Annotated in this window: 19 protein-coding genes and 1 tRNA gene; 11 read left to right on the top strand and 9 right to left on the bottom strand. The window is 62.8% G+C overall.

Features of this window, described 5'->3' with window-relative positions; all coding sequences use genetic code 11:
- Positions 1–27: 27 nt before the first annotated feature.
- From LK540_RS10475 to LK540_RS10465, 3 genes are all read left to right on the top strand, one after another.
- Complete coding sequence (locus LK540_RS10475) at positions 28–519, top strand: aminoacyl-tRNA deacylase (RefSeq protein ID WP_229437243.1); 492 nt, start codon at positions 28–30, stop codon at positions 517–519.
- A gap of 69 nt (positions 520–588) precedes the next feature.
- Positions 589–1209 carry a glycerol-3-phosphate 1-O-acyltransferase PlsY gene (gene plsY, locus LK540_RS10470; protein ID WP_229437242.1) on the top strand — a complete coding sequence of 207 codons (621 nt, stop codon included), beginning with the start codon at positions 589–591 and terminating at the stop codon, positions 1207–1209.
- 85 nt (positions 1210–1294) lie between these two features.
- Entirely contained in the window at positions 1295–1957 is a 663-nt protein-coding gene (locus LK540_RS10465; RefSeq protein ID WP_229437241.1) for a DsbA family oxidoreductase, read from the top strand.
- A 231-nt stretch (positions 1958–2188) separates the two neighbouring features.
- Here the strand turns inward: LK540_RS10465 and LK540_RS10460 are convergent, their stop codons facing one another.
- The 3 genes from LK540_RS10460 to LK540_RS10450 form a co-directional block, all read right to left on the bottom strand.
- On the bottom strand, positions 2189–3031 hold the full coding sequence (locus LK540_RS10460) for an endonuclease/exonuclease/phosphatase family protein (RefSeq protein ID WP_229437240.1): 843 nt from the start codon (positions 3029–3031) through the stop codon (positions 2189–2191).
- A 121-nt stretch (positions 3032–3152) separates the two neighbouring features.
- Entirely contained in the window at positions 3153–4193 is a 1041-nt protein-coding gene (gene tsaD, locus LK540_RS10455) for a tRNA (adenosine(37)-N6)-threonylcarbamoyltransferase complex transferase subunit TsaD (protein ID WP_229437239.1), read from the bottom strand.
- A 274-nt stretch (positions 4194–4467) separates the two neighbouring features.
- Positions 4468–5529, bottom strand: coding sequence for a 3-deoxy-7-phosphoheptulonate synthase (locus LK540_RS10450; protein WP_229437238.1), 1062 nt, complete (start codon positions 5527–5529; stop codon positions 4468–4470).
- 109 nt (positions 5530–5638) lie between these two features.
- Here LK540_RS10450 and ybiB point away from each other — a divergent pair, with 109 nt between their 5' ends.
- The 7 genes from ybiB to LK540_RS10415 all read left to right on the top strand — a co-directional run bounded on the left by ybiB (position 5639) and on the right by LK540_RS10415 (position 13610).
- Positions 5639–6598: a DNA-binding protein YbiB gene (gene ybiB, locus LK540_RS10445; protein ID WP_229437237.1), complete on the top strand. Its 960-nt coding sequence runs from the start codon at positions 5639–5641 to the stop codon at positions 6596–6598.
- 128 nt (positions 6599–6726) lie between these two features.
- A complete protein-coding gene (locus LK540_RS10440; RefSeq protein ID WP_229437236.1) occupies positions 6727–7935 on the top strand; it encodes an NAD(P)/FAD-dependent oxidoreductase in 1209 nt (402 codons plus the stop codon).
- Between the two features lie 277 nt (positions 7936–8212).
- Complete coding sequence (gene rpsU, locus LK540_RS10435; RefSeq protein WP_005665410.1) at positions 8213–8425, top strand: 30S ribosomal protein S21; 213 nt, start codon at positions 8213–8215, stop codon at positions 8423–8425.
- Between the two features lie 131 nt (positions 8426–8556).
- Complete coding sequence (locus tag LK540_RS10430) at positions 8557–9006, top strand: GatB/YqeY domain-containing protein (protein ID WP_229437235.1); 450 nt, start codon at positions 8557–8559, stop codon at positions 9004–9006.
- Positions 9007–9107: 101 nt separating this feature from the next.
- A complete protein-coding gene (gene dnaG, locus LK540_RS10425; RefSeq protein ID WP_229437234.1) occupies positions 9108–10904 on the top strand; it encodes a DNA primase in 1797 nt (598 codons plus the stop codon).
- Positions 10905–11171: 267 nt separating this feature from the next.
- Positions 11172–13400 carry an RNA polymerase sigma factor RpoD gene (gene rpoD, locus LK540_RS10420; protein WP_229437233.1) on the top strand — a complete coding sequence of 743 codons (2229 nt, stop codon included), beginning with the start codon at positions 11172–11174 and terminating at the stop codon, positions 13398–13400.
- Positions 13401–13531: 131 nt separating this feature from the next.
- Positions 13532–13610 (top strand) — tRNA-Ile (locus tag LK540_RS10415).
- Between the two features lie 356 nt (positions 13611–13966).
- Here LK540_RS10415 and LK540_RS10410 read toward each other — a convergent pair.
- The 6 genes from LK540_RS10410 to LK540_RS10385 all read right to left on the bottom strand — a co-directional run bounded on the left by LK540_RS10410 (position 13967) and on the right by LK540_RS10385 (position 23292).
- Positions 13967–14233 carry a PAAR domain-containing protein gene (locus LK540_RS10410; RefSeq protein ID WP_229437232.1) on the bottom strand — a complete coding sequence of 89 codons (267 nt, stop codon included), beginning with the start codon at positions 14231–14233 and terminating at the stop codon, positions 13967–13969.
- A gap of 3 nt (positions 14234–14236) precedes the next feature.
- Entirely contained in the window at positions 14237–15721 is a 1485-nt protein-coding gene (locus LK540_RS10405) for a T6SS immunity protein Tli4 family protein (protein ID WP_229437231.1), read from the bottom strand.
- Positions 15722–15727: 6 nt separating this feature from the next.
- Entirely contained in the window at positions 15728–16285 is a 558-nt protein-coding gene (locus LK540_RS10400) for a contractile injection system protein, VgrG/Pvc8 family (RefSeq protein ID WP_229437230.1), read from the bottom strand.
- Between the two features lie 461 nt (positions 16286–16746).
- Entirely contained in the window at positions 16747–17355 is a 609-nt protein-coding gene (locus LK540_RS10395) for a hypothetical protein (protein ID WP_229437229.1), read from the bottom strand.
- 55 nt (positions 17356–17410) lie between these two features.
- Positions 17411–18037 carry a hypothetical protein gene (locus LK540_RS10390; protein WP_229437228.1) on the bottom strand — a complete coding sequence of 209 codons (627 nt, stop codon included), beginning with the start codon at positions 18035–18037 and terminating at the stop codon, positions 17411–17413.
- Positions 18038–18042: 5 nt separating this feature from the next.
- On the bottom strand, positions 18043–23292 hold the full coding sequence (locus LK540_RS10385; protein ID WP_229437227.1) for an RHS repeat-associated core domain-containing protein: 5250 nt from the start codon (positions 23290–23292) through the stop codon (positions 18043–18045).
- Between the two features lie 394 nt (positions 23293–23686).
- Here LK540_RS10385 and LK540_RS10380 point away from each other — a divergent pair, with 394 nt between their 5' ends.
- The gene (locus LK540_RS10380; protein WP_229437226.1) at positions 23687–26578 is read left to right on the top strand and encodes a serine protease; all 2892 of its coding nucleotides are present in this window, start codon (positions 23687–23689) and stop codon (positions 26576–26578) included.
- The last annotated feature ends 33 nt before the right edge of the window (positions 26579–26611 follow it).

Genomic DNA, 26611 nt, shown 5'->3' with positions numbered 1-26611 from the left:
TTTATTCCAGTGATTAGCGTATCACGCATGGCCAAGAAAGAGCACGTCTCAGAAACGCCCGCCACCGCCTGGCTGCGCAAGCACGCCGTGGTGTTTTCCGAGCATCCCTACGCCTATGAGGAACACGGCGGCACGGCGGTATCGTCGCGCGAGCTGGGCGTGCCCGAACACGACGTGGTCAAGACCCTGGTGATGCAGGACGAGGCGGCGCGTCCGCTGATCGTGCTGATGCACGGCGACCGCAAGGTGTCGACGAAAAATTTGGCGCGCGCGATCGGCTGCAAGGCGGTCGAACCCTGCAAGCCGGAAGTAGCCCAGCGCCACTCGGGCTTCCTGGTGGGCGGCACCTCGCCCTTCGGCACGAAAAAGGCGATGCCGGTCTACGTGGAAGAGAGCATCCTGGCGCTGGGAAAAATCTACATCAACGGCGGCCGGCGCGGCTATCTGGTCGGCATCGCGCCGCAGGTACTGGTCGACGTGCTCGGCGCGAAGCCGGTGCAATGTGCGCTGGCCGACTGACTATCGCCGCCCGGCCGGCTAGTGTATATTCACGCTCGCTTTACTTGTAGGAAATAACAGAGAGACAACATGAATACACTGATCGCCGTCGTTGCAGCCTACCTGATCGGCTCGATTTCCTTTGCCGTGGTGATGAGCCGCGTGTTCGGCCTGTCCGACCCGCGCACCTATGGTTCGAAAAACCCGGGCGCCACGAATGTGCTGCGCAGCGGCAGTAAAAAAGCGGCAATTGCCACCCTGATCGGCGACGGCGCCAAGGGCTGGCTGGCCGTGTTCCTGGCGGTGCATTTCGGCCCCGACTTCGGCATCGACGATACCGGCATCGCGCTGGTATCGATCGCGGTCTTCCTCGGTCACCTGTGGCCGGTGTTCTTCCGCTTCGTCGGCGGCAAGGGCGTGGCGACTGCCCTCGGCGTGCTGCTCGGCCTGAACGTCTGGCTGGGCCTGGCGACCCTGGTCACCTGGCTGGTGGTGGCCTATGCCTTCCGCTATTCCTCGCTGGCGGCGCTGATCGCCTCGGTGTTTGCGCCGTTCTACTACGGCTTGCTGTTCGGCGTCGATGCGATCCTGTTCGCCGTGGTCGCCATGAGCTCGCTGCTGCTGTACCGCCACAGCACCAACATCGGCAACCTGATCGCCGGCAAGGAGTCGCGCATCGGTAGCAAGGCGGCGGGGGCCAAGAAGAAGTAAAGCTTGATTCTCTCGCAAGCATGCCCATATGGGTGGACAGCCGGCGCATCCTGCGCCGGTATTCATTTCAGGAAGGCGGTGTCGCGTGAGCAAGCAATTGAGGATTGATTTCGTATCGGACGTGTCGTGCCCGTGGTGCGCGATCGGCCTCAAGTCGCTGGAGCAGGCCATCGAACGCGTGGCGCCGGATGTCACCGTCGACCTGCATTTCCAGCCCTTCGAGCTGAACCCGGACATGGGGCCCGAGGGCCAGGACATCGTCGAGCACATCACCGAGAAGTATGGCGCCCCGCTGGAGCAGCAGATCCAGTCGCGCGAACAGATCCGCCAGCGCGGCGAAGCGGTCGGCTTCCAGTTCGACATGGCGCGCCGCGGCCGCATCTATAACACCTTCGACGCGCACCGCCTGCTGCACTGGGCCGAAGAGCAGGGCCGCCAGCACGCGCTCAAGCTCGCGCTGTTCGAAGCCTATTTCACCCACTGCGAAGACCCGAGCTCGCGCGAATTGCTGGTGCGCGTGGCGGGGCAGGTCGGGCTGGACACGGCCGAGGCGCAGCGCGTGCTGGAGTCGGGCGAGTATGCCGACGAGGTGCGCGAGACGGAACACTTCTTCCAGAAGGCGGGGATTCGTTCGGTGCCGGCGATTATCATCAACCAGCGGCATTTGATTTCGGGTGGGCAGCCACCAGAGGTGTTCGAACGGGCCTTGCGGGAGATTGCGGCGCAGGGGCAGGAGGCGCTCGGCTGATCTTCAGGATGCGCCGCGGGGCGATTGGCAGCGGGATTCAAACAGGGCCAACACGGCGGCGCGTTCCGCGTGGGCACGGGGTGCCCACCCTACGATGGTCCCAGCCAACACAGTTTGCACACGTAGGGTGGGCACCCCGTGCCCACGCGGAAGCCCGCATCGTGTTGGCCTCCGATGTGATCGAACCGTCAGCATCTTGCCACCGCATCCAGAAGATCACCCACAACCGCCTCACACCAGATCGAGCACGATCGGCTGATGATCCGACACCGCCGTCTCCGACTGCACCTCCACCTCCCCAATCCTCGGCCGTAAATCCTCGGTCACAAAGAAATAATCGTAGCAATCCGGCTTCTCCGGCCACGCAAACCCATGCAGCCCCGCCGTCGGCGCCCGCGCATGGTCCGGATGCCTCGCCCGCCACGCATCCACCAACGCCAGTTCGCCCGACAAGGGCGGCGCCAGCAGCGCCTCGTATTCCTCCGATCCCGGCTGCAAATTAAAATCCCCACAATAAATCGCCGATGCCGGCAATTCGCCCAGCTGGAACGGCGCATCCATCTCCGGATTCGGCTGGAAAGCGCGCGCCCGCGCACAGGCCTGCGCATGCAGTTCGCGCAGCCGCCCTACCTGGGCCCGGCGCTGCAGCTGCGAATAATATTCAAGGTGCGTGGTCACCACCCGCAGCTTGCCGCGCGGCGTATCGAGCACGACTTCGATCGCCCCACGCGGCATGCCCGGCGATACAGGATCGAACGGCCACGGCAGCGAGTGCCGGTGGGCCTGGGTGATGCGGTACTTGGAAAGAATCAGGTTGCCGAACAGGCGGGGAACATTGTTGCGGTAGATTTCGCTCGGGGCATAATCGATGGCATGGTAGCCGCCAAACGCGCCGGCCAGTTGCTTGAACTGGTTCGCGGTCGCGCTTCCTTCGAGCTCAGGATGATTGGCGGCTACTTCCTGCAGGCAGATGACGTCTGGATTAAGCTTGCGCAGCACATCGATGATCGCGTGGATACGGATGCGCCCGTCCCTTCCACAGCCCCAATGGATGTTCCAACTCACAACGCGCATGTAGGACCTCCGAAAACTGAACCGTCAGAGTGTGCCATTCTTTGGCGCACGGCGGTCACACGGTAGGATCGGTGTCAGCGTTGCAAGTTCATTACCGGCAGGGCGCCTTGAGAGCCTCGCCTCAGGCCGCTTCCAGCTCGTCCAGCGGCCAGCGCGGACGGACGTTGAAAGCGTAGTCGCGCATGGCCAGCGCCGGGTTCTTTTCCAGGCGCATGGCGCCGGCAAAGGCGATCATTGCGCCATTGTCGGTGCAGAATTCCAGCTCCGGATAAAACACGCGGAACTTGCGCTTGGCCGCGGCCGCGTTCAAGGCTTCGCGCAACTGCTTGTTGGCGCCCACGCCGCCGGCGATCACCAGGCGTTTCAGGCCGGTATGGCGCAGCGCATTCACGCACTTGGCCACCAGCACGTCGACAATCGCATCCACGAAACCGCGCGCGATGTTCGCCTTGTCCTGTTCACAGATATTCGCGATCACCTTTTCCTCGTGGTTCTTCACCACGGTGAGCACCGCCGTCTTCAGGCCCGAGAAGCTGAAATTGAAATCCTTCGAGTGCAGCATCGGGCGCGGCAGGGTGTAGGCAGCCGGATCGCCGAATTCGGCCAGGCGCGAAATCGCCGGCCCGCCCGGGTAACCGAGGCCGAGCAGCTTGGCGGACTTGTCAAAGGCTTCGCCGGCGGCATCGTCCAGGGTTTCGCCCAGCAGCGTGTAGCGGCCGACGCCGTCGACGCGCATCAGCTGGGTGTGGCCGCCCGATACCAGCAGGGCGATGAAGGGAAAGTCGGGACGCTCGCTGGCGAGCAGCGGCGACAGCAGGTGGCCTTCGAGGTGGTGCACGCCGAGCACAGGCTTGTCCAGCGCCAGGCCCAGGCTGCAGGCCACCGAGGAGCCGACCAGCAGCGCGCCGGCCAGGCCCGGGCCCTGGGTATAGGCAATGGCGTCGATGTCGTTCTTGGCGATGCCGGCTTTATTCAACGTCTGTTCGAGCAGGGGCAGGGCGCGGCGGATATGGTCGCGCGACGCCAGTTCCGGCACCACGCCACCGTATTCTTCATGCATGGCCACCTGCGAATGCAGGGCATGGGACAGCAGGCCGCGCTCGGTATCGTACAGAGCCAGGCCGGTTTCATCGCAGGAGGATTCGACGCCGAGAACAATCATGGGAACAGAGGGGAGGGGAAAGCGGAATCCGGTATTGTAAAGCACCCGGACTGCCGGCGCTGCGGGGGATGTTGGGCAAATACCTGACGACGCCGATGTTATGGCCAGCGACCGACGCGTTGGCGTAGGGTGGACACCTGTGTCCACGCTGTCTCACGGCATTCGGCCCTGCGGCCCTGGCACGTATATGCGAACGGTGAAACCGCGTGGACACAGGTGTCCACCCTACCAATGCGGCGCCATTATCCAGCGCCGCAATCCGGCACGTTACCGATCAAGGACGCTGGAGGAGTTCTTTATGCGCGCTACGCAGCATCGCCACCGTATCGTCCCAGCCGATGCAGCCATCCGTCACCGAACACCCATACTTCAGTTGCGACAAATCCGACGGAATCGGCTGGTTCCCCGCCACGATATTCGACTCGATCATCACGCCCACCAGCGAGCGGTTGCCGTGCTTGATTTGCTGGATCACATCCGACATCACCAGCGGCTGCAGTTCCGGCTTTTTATAGCTGTTCGCATGCGAGCAATCGACCACCAGGTTGGCCGGCAGCTTGGCCTTGGTCAGCGCCTGCTCGGCGATCGTCACCGACACCGAATCGTAGTTCGGCCGGTCGCCGCCCCCGCGCAGCACCACGTGCCCATAGGCGTTGCCGCGGGTGCGCACGATCGATACCGTGCCCTTGTCGTTGATACCCAAAAACGCATGCGGATTGGCCGACGACAGCACCGCATTGATCGCAATACTCACGTCGCCATCGGTGCCATTCTTGAAGCCGACCGGCGTCGACAGACCCGACGACATTTCGCGGTGCGTCTGCGATTCGGTGGTGCGTGCGCCAATCGCGGTCCAGGCGATCAAATCGCCCAGGTATTGCGGAGAAATCGGATCGAGCGCCTCGGTAGCGGTCGGCAAACCGAGTTCGCACACGTCCAGCAGGAATTGGCGCGCACGCTCCATGCCGACGTCGACCTGGAAAGAATCGTCCATGAAGGGATCGTTGATGTAGCCTTTCCAGCCGGTGGTCGTGCGCGGTTTTTCGAAATACACCCGCATCACCAGCAGCATCGTATCGGCCACTTCTTCCTGTAGGGCTTTCAGGCGGCGCGCATAATCCAGGCCCGCTTCCGGATCGTGGATCGAGCAGGGGCCGACGACCACGAACAGACGCTTGTCCTTGCGGTCGAGAATGTCGCGCAAGGCGGCGCGACCTTCCATGACGGTGGAGAAAGCGCGCTCGGTCAGCGGCAGTTTGGCGTGCAGCTCGGTCGGGGTAGGCATGCGCCCGAACGAGGTAACGTTGGTATTTTCGATATCTGGTGTGATCTGCATGATGCGTCCGTGGGGCAAAAGTCGGATCGGCCAGTGTAGCGCCAAAAATGCATTGGTGCACCAAACAGCGCAAAAGCCGGCCGTCCACACATCGGTGTAAAGTAACGCGATGCAAACTCACAACGACCAATTCCCTGCCGCCCGCTTCATCAAGGAGATCGGCCGCGGCGTCAAAGGCGCGCGCAGCATGTCGCGCGAAGACGCAGCTTCTCTGTATGGCGCCATGCTCGATGGCCGCGTATCCGACCTCGAACTCGGCGGCATTTTGCTCGCCATGCGCATCAAGGGCGAATCCGTCGAGGAGCTGGCCGGCTTCATGGATGCCGCCGAGCGTTCCTTCGCGCCGCTGCCCAGCCCCGCCGGAGAATACGCGCCGGTGCTCATCCCCAGCTACAACGGCGCGCGCAAGCTGGCCAACCTGACGCCGCTGCTGGCATTGCTGCTGGCGCGCGAAGGCATGCCGACGCTGGTGCACGGCGTGCGCACCGACCCGGGCCGCGTGACCACCGCCGAAATCCTCGGCGAGATGGGCCTGGCCGAAGCCGGCTCCAGCGCCGACGTGCAGGACGCCTTTGCCGCCCGCCGCCCGGCCTTCATGCCGATCGAGACCCTGGCGCCGGCGCTGGCCCACCAATTGTCGCTGCGCCGCATCCTGGGCGTGCGCAACTCGACCCACACCATCGTCAAGATCCTGCAGCCTTTCGAAGGCCCGGCGCTGCGCCTGGTCTCCTACACCCATCCCGAATACCTGGAAACACTGGGCGAATACTTCACCACGGCCGCTCCACACGAACGCGGCGACGCCTTCCTGATGCGCGGTACCGAAGGCGAAACCGTCGCCAACCCGCACCGCGCCCAGCAGATCGACTGGTTCCATGCCGGCACGCGCACGGTGCTGGTCGAGCGCGATGCGCCGACCGACGATTTGTCGCAAGTGCCGGAAGCGCGCGATGCGGCCGCCACCGCAAGCTGGATCGCGGCCGCCCTGCGCGGCGAGGTGCCGGTGCCGCGTTCGATCCTGAACCAGGTGGCGGAATGCGTGCGTGCTGCCCGCGCTTTGCGAAGCTAAGTTGGTCATGATGCCTTGACAAGAACGTCGCATCGCTGCGGCGTTTTTGAGGCCTGCCCTCGGAATTGCTTGCGCGAAGCGGTAAAATGGCCGGTTTGGCGATTCGGTTCGAAGGGCACGGCAGCAGCATGGCAAAACAATTCGATGTAGCGGTAATCGGCGCGGGTGCGGCCGGGATGATGGCTGCGGCCGTGGCGGGGCAGCGTGGCAAGCGCGTGGTGCTGATCGACCACGCCGATAAACTCGCGGAAAAGATCCGTATTTCCGGTGGCGGGCGCTGCAATTTCACGAACGTGAATGCCTCGCACCAGAACTACCTGTCCGAGAATCCACACTTCTGCAAGAGCGCACTGTCGCGTTATACGGCCCAGGATTTCATCGCGCTGATCAAAAAATACCGCATCGCCCACCACGAAAAGCACCGCGGCCAGCTGTTCTGCACCGAATCGGCCGAGCAAATCATCGACATGCTGAAATCGGAATGCCTGAAAGGCGAAGTCGCCTGGCGCATGCCATGCAAGATCGAATCGATCGAGAAATTCGAAGACGGTTTCTTCATCGCCACCGACCACGGCGATATCGAAGCGGCCAGCGTGGTGATTGCCACCGGCGGCCTGTCGATTCCGAAAATCGGCGCCACCGATTTCGGCTACCGCATCGCCACCCAATTCGACCTGAAGGTAATCGAGCCGCGTCCCGGCCTGGTGCCGCTGACCTTCGACGGCCCGAGCTGGGCGCCATTCGCACCGCTGGCCGGCATCGCGCTGGAAGTGGAAGTGTCGACCGGTTCCGGCAAAGGGAAGGGGGCCAAGAAGGGCCACTTCCGCGAAGACCTGCTGTTCACCCACCGTGGCCTGTCCGGCCCGGCAATCCTGCAGATTTCCAGCTACTGGCAACCCGGCACGCCGATCGTGCTGAACCTGCTGCCGGAAATGGACGTCGCCGAAGAACTGATCGGCTCGAAAACCACGGTGAAAAAACAGCTCGGCAACGTTTTGTCGCAATGGCTGCCCGCGCGCCTGGCCGAAGGCCTGCTGCTGGCCAACGGCTTCGCCCCCGATGCCCGCCTGGCCGACATGGCCGACGCCAAGCTGCGTAAACTCGGCGACGCCATCAACCGCTGGGCCATCGTCCCGACCGGCTCGGAAGGCTACCGCAAGGCCGAAGTCACCCTGGGCGGCGTCGACACCCGAGAATTGTCCCAGCAAACCATGATGGCGAACAAAGTGCCCGGCCTGTACTTCATCGGCGAATCCGTCGACGTCACCGGCTGGCTCGGCGGCTACAACTTCCAATGGGCCTGGGCCTCCGGCTTCGTCACCGGCCAGAGCGTTTGAATAGTTGGGGTTTCGCTTAGAGGTCCGCAGCCTCATGCGGCACCGGACCGGAACGTCTCCGGGTTCATTCGACAACGGCTCGGAACGCCTCCCGTAGGGTGGGCACTCCGTGCCCACGCGGATCAAACAAACCAATAACAGAACAGGCAACAGCCCCAATACAGCATGCCACCCATGCCGATGTAGCAAATTCAGCACAAGAAGGTAAACTCTTCCCCAACTTGTCAAAACCTGCTAGACTTTCGTTCTTCCCTAAATCCAACGGTTTGATTTTTACATGACCACTATCCGCCTTAAAGAAAACGAGCCGTTCGAAGTCGCTATGCGTCGCTTCAAGCGCACTATCGAAAAAACCGGTCTGCTGACGGAACTGCGCGCACGCGAGTTCTACGAAAAGCCAACTGCAGAGCGCAAGCGCAAGCTGGCAGCTGCCGTGAAGCGTCACTACAAGCGCATCCGCAGCCAGCAACTGCCTAAGAAGCTGTACTAAGACTCTCCAGCTGGCCATGATCCGGCGACGTGGGCAATGCCCGTCCCGGTAGCCGCGAGAAGTCTCTTGAACCCGCCCTGGTTGTGACCGCGGCGGGTTTTGTTGTTTGTAATCATTATCTCGGAGATGCCATGAGCCTGAAAGAACAAATCACGAACGACATGAAAGCCGCGATGCGCGCCAAGGAAGCCGGCAAGCTGGCGACCATCCGCCTGATCCTGGCCGAAATCAAGCGCAAGGAAGTCGACGAGCAGATCGAAGTGAACGAGCAGCAAACCGTCGCCATCGTCGAAAAGATGATCAAGCAGCGCAAGGATTCGATCACCCAGTTCGAAGCCGGTAACCGCCCCGACCTGGCCGACATCGAAAAGGCCGAGCTCGAAGTGCTGGTTGCCTACATGCCTGCCGGCCTGTCCGACGACGAAATCGCCGCCGAAGTCGCCGCTGCCGTGGCCGCCTCGGGCGCCGCCGGTCCGCAGGACATGGGCAAGGTCATGGGCATCGTCAAGCCGAAGCTGGCTGGCCGCGCCGACATGACTGTTGTATCGAACCTCGTCAAAAAAGCGCTGTCCGGCGCCTGATGTACCACAAAGGGGCCTTGTGCGGCCCCTGCTTGTTGCAAATCAATTTGTAGCGAGCGCTGCGGTATAGTCTGACCTGAGACAAACACTGTGACCACCAAGTGATCCCGCAATCATTCATTACCGATCTGCTCAACCGTGTCGACATCGTCGATGTGGTTGGGCGCTATGTCCAGCTGAAAAAGGGCGGCGCCAATTTCATGGGGCTGTGTCCTTTTCATAGCGAAAAATCCCCCAGCTTCACCGTCAGCCCGACCAAGCAGTTCTATCACTGCTTCGGCTGCGGCGCCCACGGCACCGCCATCGGCTTCCTGATCGAATACTCGGGCATGGGCTTCGTCGATGCCGTGAAAGACCTGGCCCAGAACGTGGGCATGATTGTGCCCGAAGCCGACGACAAGATCCCGCCGATGCAACGCGCCGCCCAGCAGGCGCAATCGCTGGCGATGACCGACGCCCTGAGCCAGGCCTGCGATTATTACCGCGCGCAGTTGCGCAACGCGCCGAACGCCATCAATTACCTGAAGAACCGCGGCCTGACCGGCGAGGTTGCCGCCCGCTTCGGCATGGGCTACGCCCCGTCCGGCTGGGATAGCCTTCGCAGCGTATTCCAGGATTACGACGCGCTGGCCCTGGTCGAGTCGGGACTGGTCATCGATAAAGTCGACGAAGACGGCAGTAACAAGAAACGCTACGACCGCTTCCGCGAGCGCATCATGTTCCCGATCCGAAACACCAAGGGGCAGGTGATCGGCTTCGGCGGCCGCGTGCTCGACGGCGGCGAACCGAAATACCTGAACTCGCCGGAAACCCCGCTGTTCCAGAAAGGCCTGGAGCTGTACGGCCTGTTCGAGGCTCGCCAAGCGATCCGCGACGCTGGCTACGTGCTGGTGACGGAAGGCTATATGGACGTGGTCGCCCTGGCCCAGCTTGGCTTCCCGCAAGCCGTGGCCACGCTCGGCACGGCCTGCACCAGTACCCACGTACAAAAGCTGCTGCGCCAGACCGACAACGTCATCTTCAGTTTCGACGGCGACAAGGCCGGCCGCCGCGCCGCCCGGCGTGCGCTGGAAGCCTGCCTGCCGCAAGTAAGCGACAACAAGACCATCCAGTTCCTGTTCCTGCCGCAAGAACACGACCCGGACAGCTATGTGCGCGAATTCGGCGCCGACGCCTTTGCCCAGGAAATCAACGAAGCGATGCCGCTGTCGCAGTTCCTGATCCGCGAAGTGACGGGCGAGCACGACCTGAGCACGCCGGAAGGCCGCGCCAAGACCCAGTTCGACGCGAAGCCGATGCTGCAGGCCATGACGCCCTCGAGCCTGCGCCTGCAGATCGTGCGCATGCTGGCCAGCCTCACGGAATCGACGCCGGCCGAGATCGAAGCGCTGTTCGAATTGTCAAAGCCGGTGTCGGTGGTGCGCAAGGCGCCGCCGCGCCAGGGGCGTCCGGAGCCGGTGGGCCTGGAATTGCAGATGCTGCGCATCCTGGTCGCGCACCCGTCGCTGTCGCTGCACCTCGACGAAAGCGCCTTGCAGGCCTTCGACTATTTCGGCCCGGAAAGCGCCGACGCCCTGCGCCACCTGGTAGGCATGGCCCAGGCGCTGGGCGAGTACGGCACCTTTGCCGCCTTGTCCCAGCAGCTGAAAGAATTGACGAGCGAGTACGACCGTATCATCGCGGAAATCGCGTCGGAACCCGAAACAGACAGCGAAGCGGACCGTGTCTGGCTGGTAAGTGCTGTGAGGCAAATCAAGATGGATGCCCTGAAACAGGAGTTGAACCAGTTGTTTTCTTCCGGCTTGACCCCAGATCAGGTAAGTGCTCGCTATCGCGAAATCACAGCCCAGCAGCACCTCTTGGCCAAGGAGGCGGAAGCAGCGATGTCGTCGCGCTGACCCCGTCGGGCCTGCGTTGGACTGTTGCCTTGATGGCACGGTTTGTATCTGGAAAAATAAGGGGTGCGTGCTATAATAAAACGCTAACTATTGCAACCTTTGAAACGATTTTCGTGTCAAAAGGCGCGTGGAGTTTCCGTTAGCGAAGCAGTGTTGTACGCTGTTTGCAGGGTGTTGTAAGGTAATAAAACTTTATCTTTAACCATCGTAAAGTTCGTCGTTGTGACATCGAAAGCGCCTGTGCCAACCAAGAAACCCGAACCCCAAGTGGCTGCCAAAACCACCAGAGCGTCCGCCAAGGCGGACAACGCGCAAGACAAGGCGGAAGTTCGCACGAGTGCCGCGCCTGTCGTCAGCCAGACCACCGATGCCGCCACCCTGGCCGCCATCGACACGTCGGGCTACGTGCTGCCGACCGTCAAGGTCCCCGGGCGGCGCGGACGCAAGCCGAAGGAATTCACGCCCGAGAACGATGAGGTCGCCGCGCTGAACGCCGTCGAACGTGCCGAGCTGAAAGCCGTCGACAAGGCCAAGGCCAAAGACCGCAAGGCGAAAGAAAAAGCCTTGCTGAAAGACGCGTTCTCCTCCGACACCGAAGCGAGCGAAGAAGAGCTCGAGATCCGCCGCCAGAAGCTCAAGGCGCTGATCAAGTCCGGCAAGGAACGCGGCTTCCTGACCTACTCGGAAATCAACGACCACCTGCCCGACAACATCGTCGACCCGGAAGCGATCGAAGGCATCATCGGCACGTTCAACGACATGGGCATTGCCGTGTACGAACACGCGCCCGATGCCGAAACGCTGCTGCTGTCCGATAACGTCGCCACCGTCACCAGCGACGACGAAGCCGAGGCTGCCGCCGAGGCGGCGCTGTCGACGGTCGACTCCGACTTCGGCCGCACCACCGACCCGGTCCGCATGTACATGCGCGAAATGGGTTCGGTCGAGCTGCTGACGCGCGAAGGCGAAATCGAAATCGCCAAGCGCATCGAAGACGGCCTGCGCGACATGATCCAGGCCATTTCCGCCTGCCCGGTGACGATCGCCGAAATCATCTCCGCCGCCAACCGCATCGAAGCCGACGAAATCAAGATCGACGAAATCGTCGACGGCATGGTCGACCCGGAAGACCCGGAAGAAACCTCGCCGACCGCCGTGGCGCCGACCGCGAGCGACAGCGACGAGGACGACGAGGACGAGGCCGAGGAAGAAGAAGAGGAAGAGGAAGAAGAGGCTGCCGCCAGCACCGGCGCGGCCGGCTATTCCGCCGAGCAGCTCGAAGCCCTGAAGGCCTCGGCCCTGGAGAAATTCGGCACCATCGAGCAACAGTTCGACAAGATGCGCAAGGCCTTTGAGAAGGATGGCTATAACTCCAAAGCCTACGTCAAGGCGCAGGAAGCCATCTCGAACGAACTGCTGGGCATCCGCTTCACGGCGAAAGTCGTCGAAAAGCTGTGCGACACCCTGCGCGGCCAGGTCGACGAAGTGCGCCACATCGAGAAACAGATCCTGGACGTCGCTGTGAACCGCTGCGGCATGCCGCGCGCCCACTTTATTAAAGTGTTCCCTGGCAACGAGACGAACCTGGAATGGGTTGACGGCGAAGTGAACGCCGGCCACGCCTACAGCGCCATCCTCGGCCGCAACATCCCGACGATCAAGGAACTGCAGCAACGCTTGATCGACCTGCAAGCGCGCGTCGTGCTGCCGCTGCCGGACCTGCGCAACATCAACCGCCAAATGGCGGCCGGTGAAATGAAGGCCCGCAAGGCCAAGCGCGAAATGACCGAGGCAAACTTGCGCCTGGTGATTTCGATCGCCAAGAAGTACACGAACCGCGGCCTGCAGTTCCTCGACCTGATCCAGGAAGGCAACATCGGCCTGATGAAGGCGGTGGACAAGTTCGAGTACCGCCGCGGCTATAAATTCTCGACGTATGCGACGTGGTGGATCCGCCAGGCCATCACCCGCTCGATCGCCGACCAGGCACGCACCATTCGTATTCCGGTGCACATGATCGAGACCATCAACAAGATGAACCGCATCTCGCGCCAAATCCTGCAGGAAACCGGCGCCGAGCCGGACCCGGCAACGCTCGCGATCAAGATGGAAATGCCGGAAGACAAAATCCGGAAGATCATGAAGATCGCGAAAGAGCCGATTTCGATGGAAACGCCGATCGGCGACGACGACGATTCGCATCTGGGCGACTTCATCGAGGACAACAACACGCTGGCGCCGTCGGATGCGGCCTTGCACGCCTCGATGCGCGGTGTGGTGAAGGACGTGCTGGACTCGCTGACTCCGCGCGAAGCCAAGGTGCTGCGCATGCGCTTCGGTATCGAGATGTCGACCGACCACACGCTGGAAGAGGTCGGCAAGCAATTCGACGTGACGCGTGAGCGGATTCGCCAAATCGAAGCGAAGGCGCTGCGCAAGCTGCGGCATCCGTCGCGCTCGGACAAGCTGAAGAGCTTCCTGGAGGGGAGCAGCTGATTCTGGCTGCCGGCTCCTTTAAAGCTTGACGGCTCTAGTGTAAAAGCAATATCCTCTCGCCACTCTGCTCCACGGTTCCGCGCCGCTGGAGCGGGTGGCGAAATCTTCTTTCAGCCACTGTCCCGATTTCTGGGCCTCTAGCTCATGCTTGGTTAGAGCAGCGGACTCATAATCCGTTGGTGCCCGGTTCGACTCCGGGGAGGCCTACCAATAAAATCAACGACTTGGCCCAGCCGATTTGGTTGGGCTTTGTTGTATGTAGACAGCAGGGCTGGATTTCTCGGGCATGCGGTAGCCAGCGCCAGCATTTGTGCCAGACGTTCAATCATTACAGGTTTGATGGAGGCCGCGAAGAGCAAAGGTAGAAACGCGGTCAAGTTCGTCGCTTGCGACATACTAAAAGCAAATGGCCGGACCATTCGCATCATGGCAGCGTTCGCCGAGCACGAAGTCAAGCGAATCAGCGAGCGAACTAAAGAACGCACTAAAGGAAGCTACGACCCTTGGCGGTCGTCTCGGCGCGGCAGGTTCTGCCAGAGCAGATCAGTCGGAATTATATGCTTGAACTATTGCCCACCAAAGTTCCCTACGGTGGCGATCAAGGTTGCGCCACAAGTGGTCTTGTGCCCATCGTAGGCGACGGCAACCCCGTCAATGACGTGGTCTGGGTCTCCTTCGGCAATGGTGCATTTGTCATGTCCTTTGATGGGGCAACTGCATATATCCCCAACGCGAGCGACTGGAATGCCATCAACCGTAAAATGATCTGCGCCGGCACTCTCGACCTTGCCGCCGTGAGATGTGGGGTCGCCAAGACGAATCACATTTCGCACGAATTAACCTTTTGTTTGCGGCGAGGTTTGGTCGTTTCGACTTCTTTCGGTTGTGTTGTCACTAGCGTTTTTGGCAGCAACGTTATCAGGAGAACCTTGTGCGATTGTTTGCGTCTCCTCGATTGTGTTGACGTGAACTGGTGCGTCGTCATAGCTGACTAGTTTCCACATCGTCGCCGTGCGGTAAGTAGGCCTTTCTCCCTTCAGCTTTTGCCATATGGACGGTTCGCCGAGCGATATCACATGCGGCATGCGCTCGCCCGCCTTGATGTGCTGTCGCCGGTCACCCTGAGTATTTTTCGGCTCATCAGGCACCCACCAGCCCGTTTGCGGGCACGCGCGGCCAGTTGCCGCAAGCTCGCCGAGTGGACGCTTGGGGCCAGAGTCCGTTTCGGCCGTCTTAACCGCCGCGGCGCCGGTTGGACGCACGCGGATAGTGCTGGTGATCTTGTCCCAAACCGCGATGGCTTCTTCGTCAGTCAGGCTAGCTTTAGTTGCGCCGGCGACGTTGTCGGCAACGCCAGTCTGCATCTGTATTTCTACATAAGGTTTCAGCGGGTCCGACGGCTCGCCTCTAAAATCCATGGCGAAATCATGGATCGAGTGTATTTCCGCCTGTTCTGGGGTACGCGACAGGGCCTCAAAGCCGTTTAGCCACCCGTGGATCTGCCGCTCCCCTCTGCGCAAGTCTTTGGTTTTTATCAGCGGATTGTTGGGATCCTGGGCTTTCTGGTTCTTCTCGAGCTGAGTGAGCCGCCACTCCAGCGAGTGGCTCTCTTCGTAATGGGGATTCGACGGTCCGACAAAAACCGAGAGGTGCGTGTCAGGGAACTCCTTTAACCGAAAGCCGATACGAATGAGTTCTACGGGCGGTTCCTCGCCTGGAGCAGGGTTGTCAGGGAGGAAAGCATATTCGATACAGTTGCCAGGCTCGGCGGGGATTTCGTTTTCAGCGCGTTGCTGCAAACGCCGGGCGATGCTGGTTATGTCTGCGATTACCTGATCTTTTCGGGGCCTTAAAGGGCGTGAGTCGATGACAACACCGTCATTGTTCAATCTAAAGTACCCATTGATTTTTAGCCCATTAATAGCTTCAAAATCTTCGTAACCGACGACTATTTTTCCTTCAGGTTGGTCCACATCGTGGACCGAAATTAGCAAGGGGACATCGTTTTGGTTGATAGCTTTGTCGCTCATTAGTTCATCAATGAATTTTTGTGCCAACGTTTTTACTTCAGCTGTACCGTTAGGGTAGACGTTCACACCCAGAGGCACTGCAACCTCTCCCCAAGCCACGGTCGCTGATGCAGGCACATCGACCATGAAGCGGCCAAAGCATACGGTCTTGGTTTTCTCGAACGTGGCTTGCAGGCGAGGCGTGGGAGGGGTCATGTTTGGCGTCTTCCATTCTTTCGGGTTGCGGTCGCAGGCGTTAAGTATTAAAACTGCGGCGAGAGGAACTAAGCACAGGCGTTGAATGACTGACATTTGCAATCACCCTTTATCACAGGTCCATGTTGCCTTTTGGGTAATGCGAACGATGCTGTACAAAGTCGAGGCGATCGCTCGAGGATTCTTGTAACTTGACTGGTGTTCGTATCCAGTCTGCCGGAATACGCCTTTGAACATGCCACTCTTTAGTTGATGGTTGGCAGATTTGGCTGGAACGGTCTGATCGCCTGGAGCCGAAGGTGGCAGGATCGTGGCATATATCGGTCCGGGCACGTGCTGCATCGTGAATTCTCGAGCGGGATACGACCCCTTTACATGCGACCATTCCACATCAAAGGCTTTTGCCAGCACCGAATTTTTCTGGCGCCACTCACGCAGAATGACGTCAGTGATATCCAGTTCATTTTTATTACGGGAAACGCGGGTATTGGTGCGATACTCCATCAGAGCTAACGAATCGCGTACCACCAATTCGTAGGTTGCCAGAGCGCCATCACTCTGGCCGGCAGCCGCTTGCACTATGATTCCGTACACGGCGCGCACGTCCCTGCGGTCTGTCACGAACTGGAGCTCAACCGGTAGTGCGATGAATTCCTTCAAAGGCAAATCAGAATGTGTCGATACGCATAGAAGCCGGTTTCCAGTCCGCCGCATAGTGTTTCATTTCCCGTAACACGTTTGACCAGCAAAACATCTAGCACCTGCTTTCCTTGCAGTAGCCGCAAAGGGGTAGGGTTCTTCACTCAGACAAGCTGGCGAATGCCTGTATCAAATCCTTCAACTCCATTAGAAACTTCCTGTCTGGAATGTTGGCGGTATCCCAGTTGCTATGTATTGAACGGCAGTACAGCGCGGACGATGATCGATGGTAAAACTTGGGGGCAGCGTGACGTTGACACGCTTCAAATCTCTACTTTTTGGCATGTGCCGTAGTTGTGATTCTGTAGCTTGGGTCGGTAATACGACAGTAAGCGTTGTAATTAATCGCTCGAAAAACCACATGCTGATTACCGCAAGCACAAATTATTTCCTGGCGCTTGCTATTACATTCGTTGCTTCTATTACCTTTGGCAAGGCTCTGCAATCGCCGAATAAAAATACCCCAGCACGGCATCGCGCGTTGCCTCATCGCTCTTCCTGAAGGTGCCAACCTTATCGTCCCAACGGTACACCGAGTTGTACTGCTGGCAGCCGTTACCCATGTCGCGTGTCCCGTCGTTCGATCCGCCCGCATACAGTCCCAATACAAATGGCGCACCACCCTGCCTTGGAAACACCAGCCGGATATCGGTCAGGTCGATACGGAAGGTCGGCCAGGTGTCGTGATCTTCCAGCTCCCACCCTTTCTTGCCGTTGAAAACAGGCTTCCAGCCGCGCGCCTGACCCAACACCATCAGCTCATCCAGGTCATAGGCATTCATGTTGGAATTCAGAGGGTAGTGGACGCCCAGGGCATAATCGCACCAACCATCCCCATTGAAGTCCACCTTGATCTCGGTTGGCAGATCATGCTTGAAGTCGACACCAAGTTTCGGCCGTTTCGCTTGAGGCATCCTGCATTGCGGCGCATCAGGGCGCAGGTCGAGGGTATATGGCTCGGCAGCATGCACGCCTGAAAAAGCCAACATCGTCACGCCATTCATGATCGCCAACGATGGAATACGCTTCATATGCCGGAACAGGTAATGAGGCCATGTGATTGTTGGGCTGCCATCCACGACACGTTTATTTTTTCGCGCTGCAGGGTTTGTCGATCGTCGAGTAAAAGTAATTCAGCACCGCGTCACGTGTTGCATCATCGGTCTTCCTGAAGGTGCCAACCTTGTCGTCCCAACGATGCACGGATTGATACTGATAGCAGTTTTTTCCCATGCTGCGTTTTCCTTCATCAGGGTCGCCTGCATACAGCCCTAGCACAAAGGGTGCGCCCGATTGCTTTGGAAAAAGCAACCTGATATCGGTCAGGTCGATACGGTCGGTTGGCCAAGTCCGATACCCATACCCATCCGCATCCAGTTCCCATCCTTTCTTTCCGTTGAATACCGGCTTCCAGCCATCGGCCTGCCCCAGTGCCATGAGTTGGTCCAGGCGGTATGAATTCATCTGCGAGTTGCGTGGATAGGGTACCGCCAATGCATAGTCGCACCAGCCATCGCCATTGAAATCCGCCTTGATCTCGGTCGGCATGTCATTCGCCACGTCCACGCCAAGCTTGGGCGGCTTCGCCCTGGGCGTCATGCATGCAGGCGCGTCGGGCCGCAGTTCGATGCCGGCCGGCGGCGCAGCAGCGGCCCAGGCGCAAACCGGCAGCAGCATCCCCATGGCGGCACACAGCGTCGAAAAAAGCTTCATGGTCGTTATCTCAGATTCAGGTTATTGAATTGCAGGCCTTTGGTATCGCCCAGTTCGTCGGAACAGCGCAGCGAACGCCAGTCGCCACGGCCGGCCACGCGCGTGAATTCGTTTGCGTAGTCCTGCACGTACTGGGGCACGCTGATATTCACCGAGGTGCCGCCGCTGCCGCGATTATGGGTAATCGCGGTGCGTACCGCCAGGTCGTTCTCGATGGCGCGCTGGCGGGTCCGGTAGGCTTCGGTTCCCGGCGTTTCATTGTTGACGAAACGTGCGCGGATCGCCGGTGTATTCATGATGGTTTCGAGATTGCTCTTCAGGAAGCGCTTCGACACGAAGTTGTACGGGTCCTGGCTCTGGTACAGCCACATCAGCCAGTCGCCGAAGCTGGTGGCGCCATTGCCGTCGAGGAGGCGGCGGGCCGCCTCGGAGCCGAAGGCGTTCAGGCCCTCGTTCTCGGTGCGGGCCCGGCCGCTCGGCACATAGGCGAGCATGTCGATGAATTCCGTCATCCCGAAACCGGTATCGCGCGTGAAGTTGGCGCGCTGCGCGGCGCTCAGGCTGTTCCATGCAGCGGTTGCCTGTGCCGTGGTGCGTCCTGTGCCGAAACGGTCGCGGAAATTGCGGTAGGCGTTGCCGGCAGCCGTTGCCCGGCGCTGGGCCAGCTCGGCCATGTCCGCCATGGTGCCCATGCTGCCGTTGGGCAGCCGTACCTGGGTATTCAGGCGCAGATGGGCCAGTTCGGCGGGCGTCAACTGCGGGACCAGGTCGTTCAGGGTGCGCAGGAAGGTTTCGCTCACGAACTGGGTGCGCCCGTAGCTGGCGTAATACGAATGCCCGTTCAGTGTGATGTCGGTCGCGCTGCGGCAGCCGTTGTTCGTACTGCAGTCGCGGTAGATGGCCGATGGCGCGGGTGACTCCTGCATTTCGGCCGCGGCTTCGAACTTCATGACGCGCCGGCGCTCTTCGTCGTTGGCATAGGTAACCGGCACCGTCGTCGGGCGGTTGCAGTTGAGGATACGCTGCACATTGGCCTGGTTGCCCGTCGTTCCGGCCACGGCGGGTTCCACCTGGCGCGTGACGTTGATGTCGGCTTCGCCCGGGGCGAAGCGGATCGGGGGCAGCAGGGGATTGCGGGCAGGGCAGACATTGCCGAACAGGCGGGTGCGGTCGGCGGTGATGTAGGTTGCGATCAGCTTGGCCGCCTTGTCGTCGTCCATCTCGACCGTGAACTCGGCAAGGCTGATCAGGTTGTTCCCATAATGGCTGAGGAAGGCGCTTTCCTGGCCGGCGCCATTCCAGGTTTGCGCCGGGTTGGCCGCATTGAAGTTGCCGCCCACGTCGACCAGCAGGGCCGTGTGGTTGGCCGCATAGGTGTTGCGCGCCTGGCCCAGCGGGTTCAGGCCGGGGCCGGCGGCGACGTTGTCGACGATGAAGGCCCAGCGCGCCCTGGTGAATCCCTGTTCGGTGCCGAGTGCCTGGCCGTTGGCGCCGGTGGTGATGGCGAAGTAGCGGATGCGCGCCGCGCCGTCGGGGTCGAAGTAGTCGTCCGGCTGGCCGCCGGCATAGGCGTACAGGTCGAGCAGCAGCGGCGTTGCCAGGCCGCTCAGGGCATCGCCCACGCCGACCGGGTCGGGGCTGAGGAAGCGACCGCTGGCCGGGTCGAAGTAACGCGCGCCATGGTAGACCAGGCCGCTGTCGTCGTCGTGGTACTGGCCCACGTAGCGCAGCGGCTGGTGCTGACCCGACCCGCTACCGGCCTGCAGCGACACCTGCATCATGCCGCCCACGGGGCGTGTCTCTTGCCAGACCGTCTTGCCGTGCTCCGACATGCTCAGCACCTTGCCGACGCGGTCGGTATGCAGGGCGCGCGCCGGTGCGCCGAACAGCCAGGTCTTGAAGCGCTGCCATAGCGACGCCGTTCCCAGCTCGAACTGGGCCAGGGGCCGCCAGCCGAGCCAGGCGTAGGCGTAACGCATGGCGCCGTTGGCATCGGCCTCGGCCACCAGGCGGTTGGCGTCGTAGAACGAGAGCGTGGCGCCGGTCTTGCCCTGCGCATCCGTGACCAGTTTGGCTACGCGCTGGCCGAGCGCGTCGTACACATAGCTGCTGCTGCCCGCAGCCCTGGCGCTGTGGGCCAGCTGGCCGGCGGCGTTCCAGGACAGGTGCTGCGGTCCCTGGATGGTATCGATGCTGGCGGGCAGGCCGGCCGCATCGGCGCCGGCGCCCGGCGTGCCGGGCAAACCGTGGGTCTCTCCCGCCGCTTCGTTCGCCCCACTGCCCATCACCGCCACCTGGCGCAACGGGCTGGCCGCTTGTGGCAAACCGGCCTCCTGCGGCGGCGCATCGAAATGGTCGGCGCTGCCGTCGCCGTGCACAATGTCGGTGGCAAACTGCTGCTGCCAGCTCACGTTGCCGATCACCGTGTTGCCGCCGCCCAGGCTGGCGGGCAGGGCGCCAGCCGTGGACAGGCCGACGGGCATGCCTTTCTTGTCGAGCTGCTGCAGCAGTTCCAGCCGTTTACCCTGGTGGTCCGTGACGGCCTGCGCGATCACGCGGCCCTGGCCGTCATGGCGCCAGCTTTGCGTCATGCCGACCGCGGCCGGCATGGCAAGCGCCAGTTTTCCGGCTGGCTCGATGCGCAGGATGCGGCTGACCATCAGGCCGCGGCCGTCGTAGGCCGTCAGCGTGACGCGCCGGCCATCGGCATCCTCGATGCGCTGCTCAATCGGGCGCATGCCCTGGTAGCGGTAGGCCAATGTCTGCTCGGGCGTCGCGGCGCCGGGCAGGAAGCGTTGCAGCGATGCCAGGCGCCCGGCGCTGTCCCAGCCGGCCTTTTGCACGGCGCCGCGCGGGTCGCGCAGTTCGACGATGCGTCCGGCGGCGTCGTAACGGGCGATCTGCCAGCCCTGGCCCGGGTTGCGGATGGCGGTGACGCGGCCGAAGTCGTCCACCAGGCGCAGCGCCTGGGCCCCGTTGGCGCTGAACGCCTGGATCATCGATTCGGCGGCGGTGCCGATCGGTCCCCAGGCGGCGTCCAGGGCGCGCGCTCCTCCGGCATCGGTCCAGGCGACGGGGCGGTTCAGGCTGTCGGTCTCGACGCGCCCTGCACGCAAGGCCGCCGGCAGCGCAGTTCCTTCGGCCGATTCGTTGACTGCTGTCTTGGCCGGCGTGCTGGCCAGCGCAGCGGATTCGGCGGCAGACGGCGCAAGCGTGCTGCCGTCGGGCCGGATCATCGCGGTCAAGCGTCCGCCGAGGTCGAAGCGGTAGCCGGTGACCTGGGTCAGCGCCGTGGCGCCGCTGCCGTGCACGGCGCGCACTTCCTGCGGCTGGCCGCGCCAGTCGTAGCGCACGGTCGTGGTGCGCACCAGCGTGCCGTCGTCCGTGCGCACGATGGTCGGGCGCAGCGCGGCGTCCCGTTCCAGCACCTCGGTCCGCATGTTGCCCGGCAGCGTGGTGCGTACCGGCAGCTTGGTTTTCGGGTCGTATTCGGTGAGCGTGATGTCGCTGTTGGCGGGGCCGGCGCCGCGCGTGGCATTCGGCAGCGGGCCGTCGGCCAGGGTCGGCTGGCCATATGTGTTGTAGCGGTAGGACATGGTGCGGGCGATCGCCACGAAACCGGCCGCATCGGGCGACGGCGCGAAGCCGCGCTCCGTGACTTCGATGGGCATGCCGGCGGCGGCGCCGCTGTCGGCATAGCGCACCAGGGTCAGGTGTTCCTTGCCCGGTATCACGCTGGGGCGGCCGATCAGCACCGGCCGGGTGCTGGCGCCGGCGTATTCGAAGCGGCGCTGCCAGTGCGAGGACACCCGCTTGCCGTTGTGGTAGAAAACGCGGGTCAGGCGCAGCGTGCGTCCGAGTTGGTCGAGCACGGCTTCGGTGGCGGCGATGGGCTGCCCGTTCGCGTCGAGCGTGGTGGTGCCGGTCAGGCGGCCGTCGCGGTCGTAGTCGTAGCGGACGTTCGTTTCGCCGCAGTTGGCGCAGCCGGGGCCGCGCACCTCGAGCAGGCGATACCCGGCCCCGCTGACAGTGTGGCGGAACACGGTCTGCTGGCCGCGCTCGTTGGTGACGATCGTGACGCCCGGGCGGCTATGGTCGAGGGTGACCTGGTCCAGGCCGGTGCCCGCAGCCAGCCTGGCCGGCTGCACGAGGGCGCCGCCGGCGGAGCGGGCCAGCCTGGCCGGCAGGCCCCTGACGGAGAGATTGCCCTTGCCGTTGGCGTCGTATCCATAGGTGGCAATGCGCTGCCAGCGCGCCGGCGCGGCGCCGCCGCCGCCCAGTTCGCTAATGCCGGTGAGCAGCGTGGGAAAGCGCGCGTCTTCGTAGTGGTAGGTCCTGGCGCCCGTCGGGAACTTGACCATGCGCAGGTTGGCGCGCAGCAGGGCAGGGTCGTCGCCCGCTCCCGCACCCGTGCCTTGCTGCAGCGGGCTGCCATAACTGTAGGCGAAGCGGCCGACCGGGCTGTCGATGGCTTGCAGGCCGCGGAAGTTGCCGCTCGTATCGCGCTTGCCGGCGTAATGCAGGCGCAGGCTGCGCCCCTGCGGATCGGTCACGGTGCGCAGCAAGCCCTGGGCGTCGTATTGCAGGGTCACGAATTGCCCGCCGGGCGCCAGGATCTGCACCAGCTTGCCCTTGGCATCGAAGCTGAGTTCGCGGCCATTGGTCCAGCGCCAGACGTACTCCTTGCCGCGGCCGGTCTGCACTTCGGTCAGGTGGCCGTCCGCCGGGTTCCGGCTGGCGCACAGCGCCGGGTTGTTCGGGTCGCGCTCGAAGATGATGCGGGCGCCGTCGGCCTGGATGATCTGGAACGCGTTGCCCGTGACGTGCAATTGCGTTTCATACGACAGCTTCCAGCCGCGCCCGACCAGGTTGGTGGAATGGTTGGGACGGCTGAAGGTGCTGTTGTAATGGCGGACGATTTCCAGCCCGAGGGTGCCGGGCAGCGCCGCCATGTCGGTTTCGCGCTGGTACTTGTTGCCGTTGATGATATTGATCGGATTGCCGGCGCCGATGTTCAGGCCGCCGGAGCTGTCGGCCGAGGCAGGACCCTCGGCGCCGCAGGTCGATCCGCCGTTGCCCGGCCCGCAGGTACCGGGTGGCGCCGGTGGCAGCGTGGGTGGAATGCCGGGGGCGCAGCTGGAATTCGGCGGACAGGCGGGCGGCAGTTCGAAACCGGGAATCTGGGCATGGGCGGCTGTGCTCAGCAGTAAAGTTCCCAGGAAAAAACGGCGCGTTTTGAAGAGTAACTGTTTCATGTGGGCAGACTCGGCTTTTCGACAGGAGGAACGCACTGGCTTGCAGCCGAGCCAATATACCCCGCGAAAGTTGCCCGAAAATTCACGCTTTGTCACAAAACGCGTAACAATTTTGTAATGGAATGTAGCGGGGTTGCGCCAGCGCGCATCGGCGGCTGCGTTGGATTTCCGCGCTGAAAGCATACGTGACGTGTGCGAACGCCTATAGCCTAAATAACAACGCACGACCTTGCTCCATCTCACCCATTTGCTAGACTAATCCCACCCTCCATATGCGCAACGCATAACGACGAGTGCACGCCCCGGCGCAGCACCGCGCGACGGCCTGGCGCCGGCAATCCCTTGCCGGCCGGGCTCCTCTGTTGTTTGCACCGGCAACCATGCAGGAGGAATCATGCTGAATCACACGGAACGGGTCAGCCGGCTGCGCGCCATGCTGCGCCAGCTATCGCCCAGCGACGATCTCGACTCGCTGCCCATCCCGCCGCCCGACTGGAGCGGCGAACTCCGGCCGTTCGACGCCGGTGGCGACCACCGCCCCGGCGCCGCGCCGCAGTTCGGTTACAACGACGCCGTCGAAGGCATCCGCAAGCTGAAGGAGCAGCGCGACGACCAGGTCAGCCCCGCCGAGCTGTTCAGCGTCGAGGCCATCGTGCTGGCCCACGACCGGCCGGCCGTCTTCGTGCGCGGCGGCACCTACGACCAGCTGGGCGGCGTCTGGGGCGCGCTCGACACCAGGGAGATGCGCAACCGCATCGATCCGCTGCTGGGCGCGGTCGGGCGCATCGAGTTGCCGAACATGTATACGGTGCCGTATGGCGGCACCGGCTTCCTGGTCGGCCCGCAACTCCTGATGACCAACCGCCACGTGGCGCGCCTGTTTGCCGAGGGCCTGGGCGTGGAGGGATTGATCTACCGGCCGGGCGACGCCCTGGTCGACTTCGAATGCCAGGTCGACAGCGACCCGGCCCGGGCCATCTACATCACGGTCGAGCGCGTGCTGATGATCCATCCCTATTGGGACATGGCGCTGCTGCAAGTGAGCGGCGTGCCGCCCTCCGTCCAGCCCTTGACGCTGTCGGTGCGCGCCCCCGAAGACCTGCTCAACCGCGACATGGTGGCGGTCGGCTATCCGGCGCGCGACGACCGCAACGACCTGGCCTTGCAGGACCGTATCTTCGGCGGCGTCTATAACGTCAAGCGCCTGCAGCCGGGCAAGGTGCGGCGCCGCACCCGCGTGCGCAGCTTCGAGAACGAGGTGCAGGCGATGGTGCACGACAGCTCGACCCTGGGCGGCAGTTCGGGCTCGTCCGTGATCGACGTGTCCACCGGCCACGTGATCGGCCTGCATTTCGCCGGCGAATACCTGAAGGCCAATTACGCGGTGCCGAGCTACGAGCTGGCGCGCGACGCCCGCGTGCTCGATGCCGGCGTGCAGTTCGACGGGCGCATCGGCGTTACCGACCTCTGGCAGCCAGCCTGGATCTTCGCCGATGGCCGCCAGTCCGCAGGCCGCATGTTCGAAACCTCGCAAGGGCAGGGGGCGGCGCGCGCAGCCGTTTCCAGCGCCCAGCCGGCGGCGGGCGAAACCGGCGCACTGCAAATCCCGATCAATCTGCGCATCACGGTCGACGTCGAGGGCTTGCCGCAAGTCGACATCGGCAGGTCCGAGGAGCGTGCCCGGCCCGGCGCCAGGCCGGCGGTGCGCGGGCGCGGGCGCGTGTCGATGCGCGAATTGACCGACATGATGCGCGACCCGAGCATTGACGAAGCCGAGCTGCGTCCCTACTTCAAGGGCGCGCCCGAGCTGGCGAAACCCTTCTCGCCGGGCATCATCCCGAACCCGGAACTGGTCGACATCGCCCCGCCGCGCGACAACGTCGAGGGGGCGATGGCCATGTCCTGGGCAAACAGCCTGAGCCGCATGCGGCGCCAGGCGGCCTTCCAGGCGCGCATCGCCACCGGCGACCGCAAGCCGGTGCTGGTGTCCGAAGGGGATTCCTGGTTCCAGTTCCCGGTGCTCCTGTCCGATGTGATTGATCAATTGAGCGGCGACTACAACGTGTGGAGCGTGGATTCCGCCGGCGACACGCTGCAGAACATGGTCTTCGACTCCGCCGAGTACATGCAGGCGCTGCGCCGGAATGCCGGCAACGTGAAGGCTTTCCTGTTCTCCGGCGGCGGCAACGACATCATCGGCGAGGATGGGCGCGGCAAGTCGGTGATCACGCAGATCCTCAAGCGCTTCCAGTCCGGGCAGCCGGCCGGCTGGTATCTCGGCACGCCGGCGCTGGAGCAGAAGCTGCGCTTCATCGAGGATTGCTACCGCCGCGTGCTCGACAACGTGGCGCGCGAGTTTCCCGACCTGCCGGTGGTCTGCCACGGCTACGATTACGCGCTGCCGGGCGGCGGGCCGGGCGAGACGCGCAATCCGAGCTGGGCGGCGGTCGACAAATGGCTGGGGCGGCCGATGCGCGAGGAGCTCGGCATCGAGGACCCGGCCTTGCAGCGCGCCATCGTGCACGAGCTGATCGACCGCCTGAACCTGGTCTTGCAGCGCCTGTGCGGCGCCAGCTATCCGACCGGGCTGTTCAGGAATGCCTGGCACGTCGACGTGCGCGGCACCGTCGGCGCGCGCTGGGCCGACGAGCTGCATCCGACCGACGCCGGCTTTGCCACGGTGAGCGGGCTGTTCAACGGCGCGCTGCGCAAGGCCCTGCGCATGCCGGAAGAGGGCGTCGCGCCGGAGATGCGGGAAGAGGTGCCCACGCCGAACATCGGTGACGATGTCGGCGAAATGGCGCCGGGGACGGTGGCCGAACTGGCGCCGCTGTCGTCTTCCTACATCGACTCGGCCCGTCCGTGGCGCCTGGCGCGGGCGATCACGGCCTTGCGCGAGGAAGTCAACCGCCAGGCGCCGAATCGCAGCAAGGCGAGCGACGGCACCATCGGCGACGCCGCGCACCGCTCGCGCGACTCGGACCACAATCCCTGGATCGAGGACGGCAACACCGGCGTGGTGTCGGCGGTCGACATCACCCACGATGCGGCGGGCGGCTGCAGCGCCGAAACGCTGGCGCAGTCGCTGCAGTCGGGGCGCGATCCGCGGGTGAAGTACGTGATCTGGAACCGGCGCATCATGAGTTCGTATGCGCAGGGCGGCACCGCGCCCTGGGTCTGGCGCAGCTACGGTGGCTCGAATCCGCACACGAAGCACGTCCACATCTCGCTCAATGCCGACAAGAGCGACTACGATTCGACGGCGCCGTGGCGGATTTCGGTGTGAAGCTTGGGTGGACGGCTGGGCCGCCTCTCGTGG

The sequence above is a fragment of the Massilia sp. IC2-278 genome, from assembly GCF_020708045.1.
Taxonomy (GTDB): Bacteria; Pseudomonadota; Gammaproteobacteria; order Burkholderiales; family Burkholderiaceae_D; genus Telluria.
The sequence above is the reverse complement of the archived record's forward strand: the minus strand, read 5'-3'. Positions and strand labels throughout refer to the sequence as shown.

Bases quoted from the DNA above. Each gene is read 5' to 3' on its own strand.
- LK540_RS10475 (WP_229437243.1), top strand. From the start codon at position 28: ATGGCCAAGAAAGAGCACGTCTCAGAAACGCCCGCCACCGCCTGGCTG.
- plsY (WP_229437242.1), top strand. From the start codon at position 589: ATGAATACACTGATCGCCGTCGTTGCAGCCTACCTGATCGGCTCGATT.
- LK540_RS10460 (WP_229437240.1), bottom strand. From the start codon at position 3,031: ATGCGCGTTGTGAGTTGGAACATCCATTGGGGCTGTGGAAGGGACGGG.
- tsaD (WP_229437239.1), bottom strand. From the start codon at position 4,193: ATGATTGTTCTCGGCGTCGAATCCTCCTGCGATGAAACCGGCCTGGCT.
- LK540_RS10450 (WP_229437238.1), bottom strand. From the start codon at position 5,529: ATGCAGATCACACCAGATATCGAAAATACCAACGTTACCTCGTTCGGG.
- ybiB (WP_229437237.1), top strand. From the start codon at position 5,639: ATGCAAACTCACAACGACCAATTCCCTGCCGCCCGCTTCATCAAGGAG.
- LK540_RS10440 (WP_229437236.1), top strand. From the start codon at position 6,727: ATGGCAAAACAATTCGATGTAGCGGTAATCGGCGCGGGTGCGGCCGGG.
- rpsU (WP_005665410.1), top strand. From the start codon at position 8,213: ATGACCACTATCCGCCTTAAAGAAAACGAGCCGTTCGAAGTCGCTATG.
- LK540_RS10430 (WP_229437235.1), top strand. From the start codon at position 8,557: ATGAGCCTGAAAGAACAAATCACGAACGACATGAAAGCCGCGATGCGC.
- LK540_RS10405 (WP_229437231.1), bottom strand. From the start codon at position 15,721: ATGTCAGTCATTCAACGCCTGTGCTTAGTTCCTCTCGCCGCAGTTTTA.
- LK540_RS10395 (WP_229437229.1), bottom strand. From the start codon at position 17,355: ATGAAGCGTATTCCATCGTTGGCGATCATGAATGGCGTGACGATGTTG.
- LK540_RS10390 (WP_229437228.1), bottom strand. From the start codon at position 18,037: ATGAAGCTTTTTTCGACGCTGTGTGCCGCCATGGGGATGCTGCTGCCG.
- LK540_RS10385 (WP_229437227.1), bottom strand. From the start codon at position 23,292: ATGAAACAGTTACTCTTCAAAACGCGCCGTTTTTTCCTGGGAACTTTA.
- LK540_RS10380 (WP_229437226.1), top strand. From the start codon at position 23,687: ATGCTGAATCACACGGAACGGGTCAGCCGGCTGCGCGCCATGCTGCGC.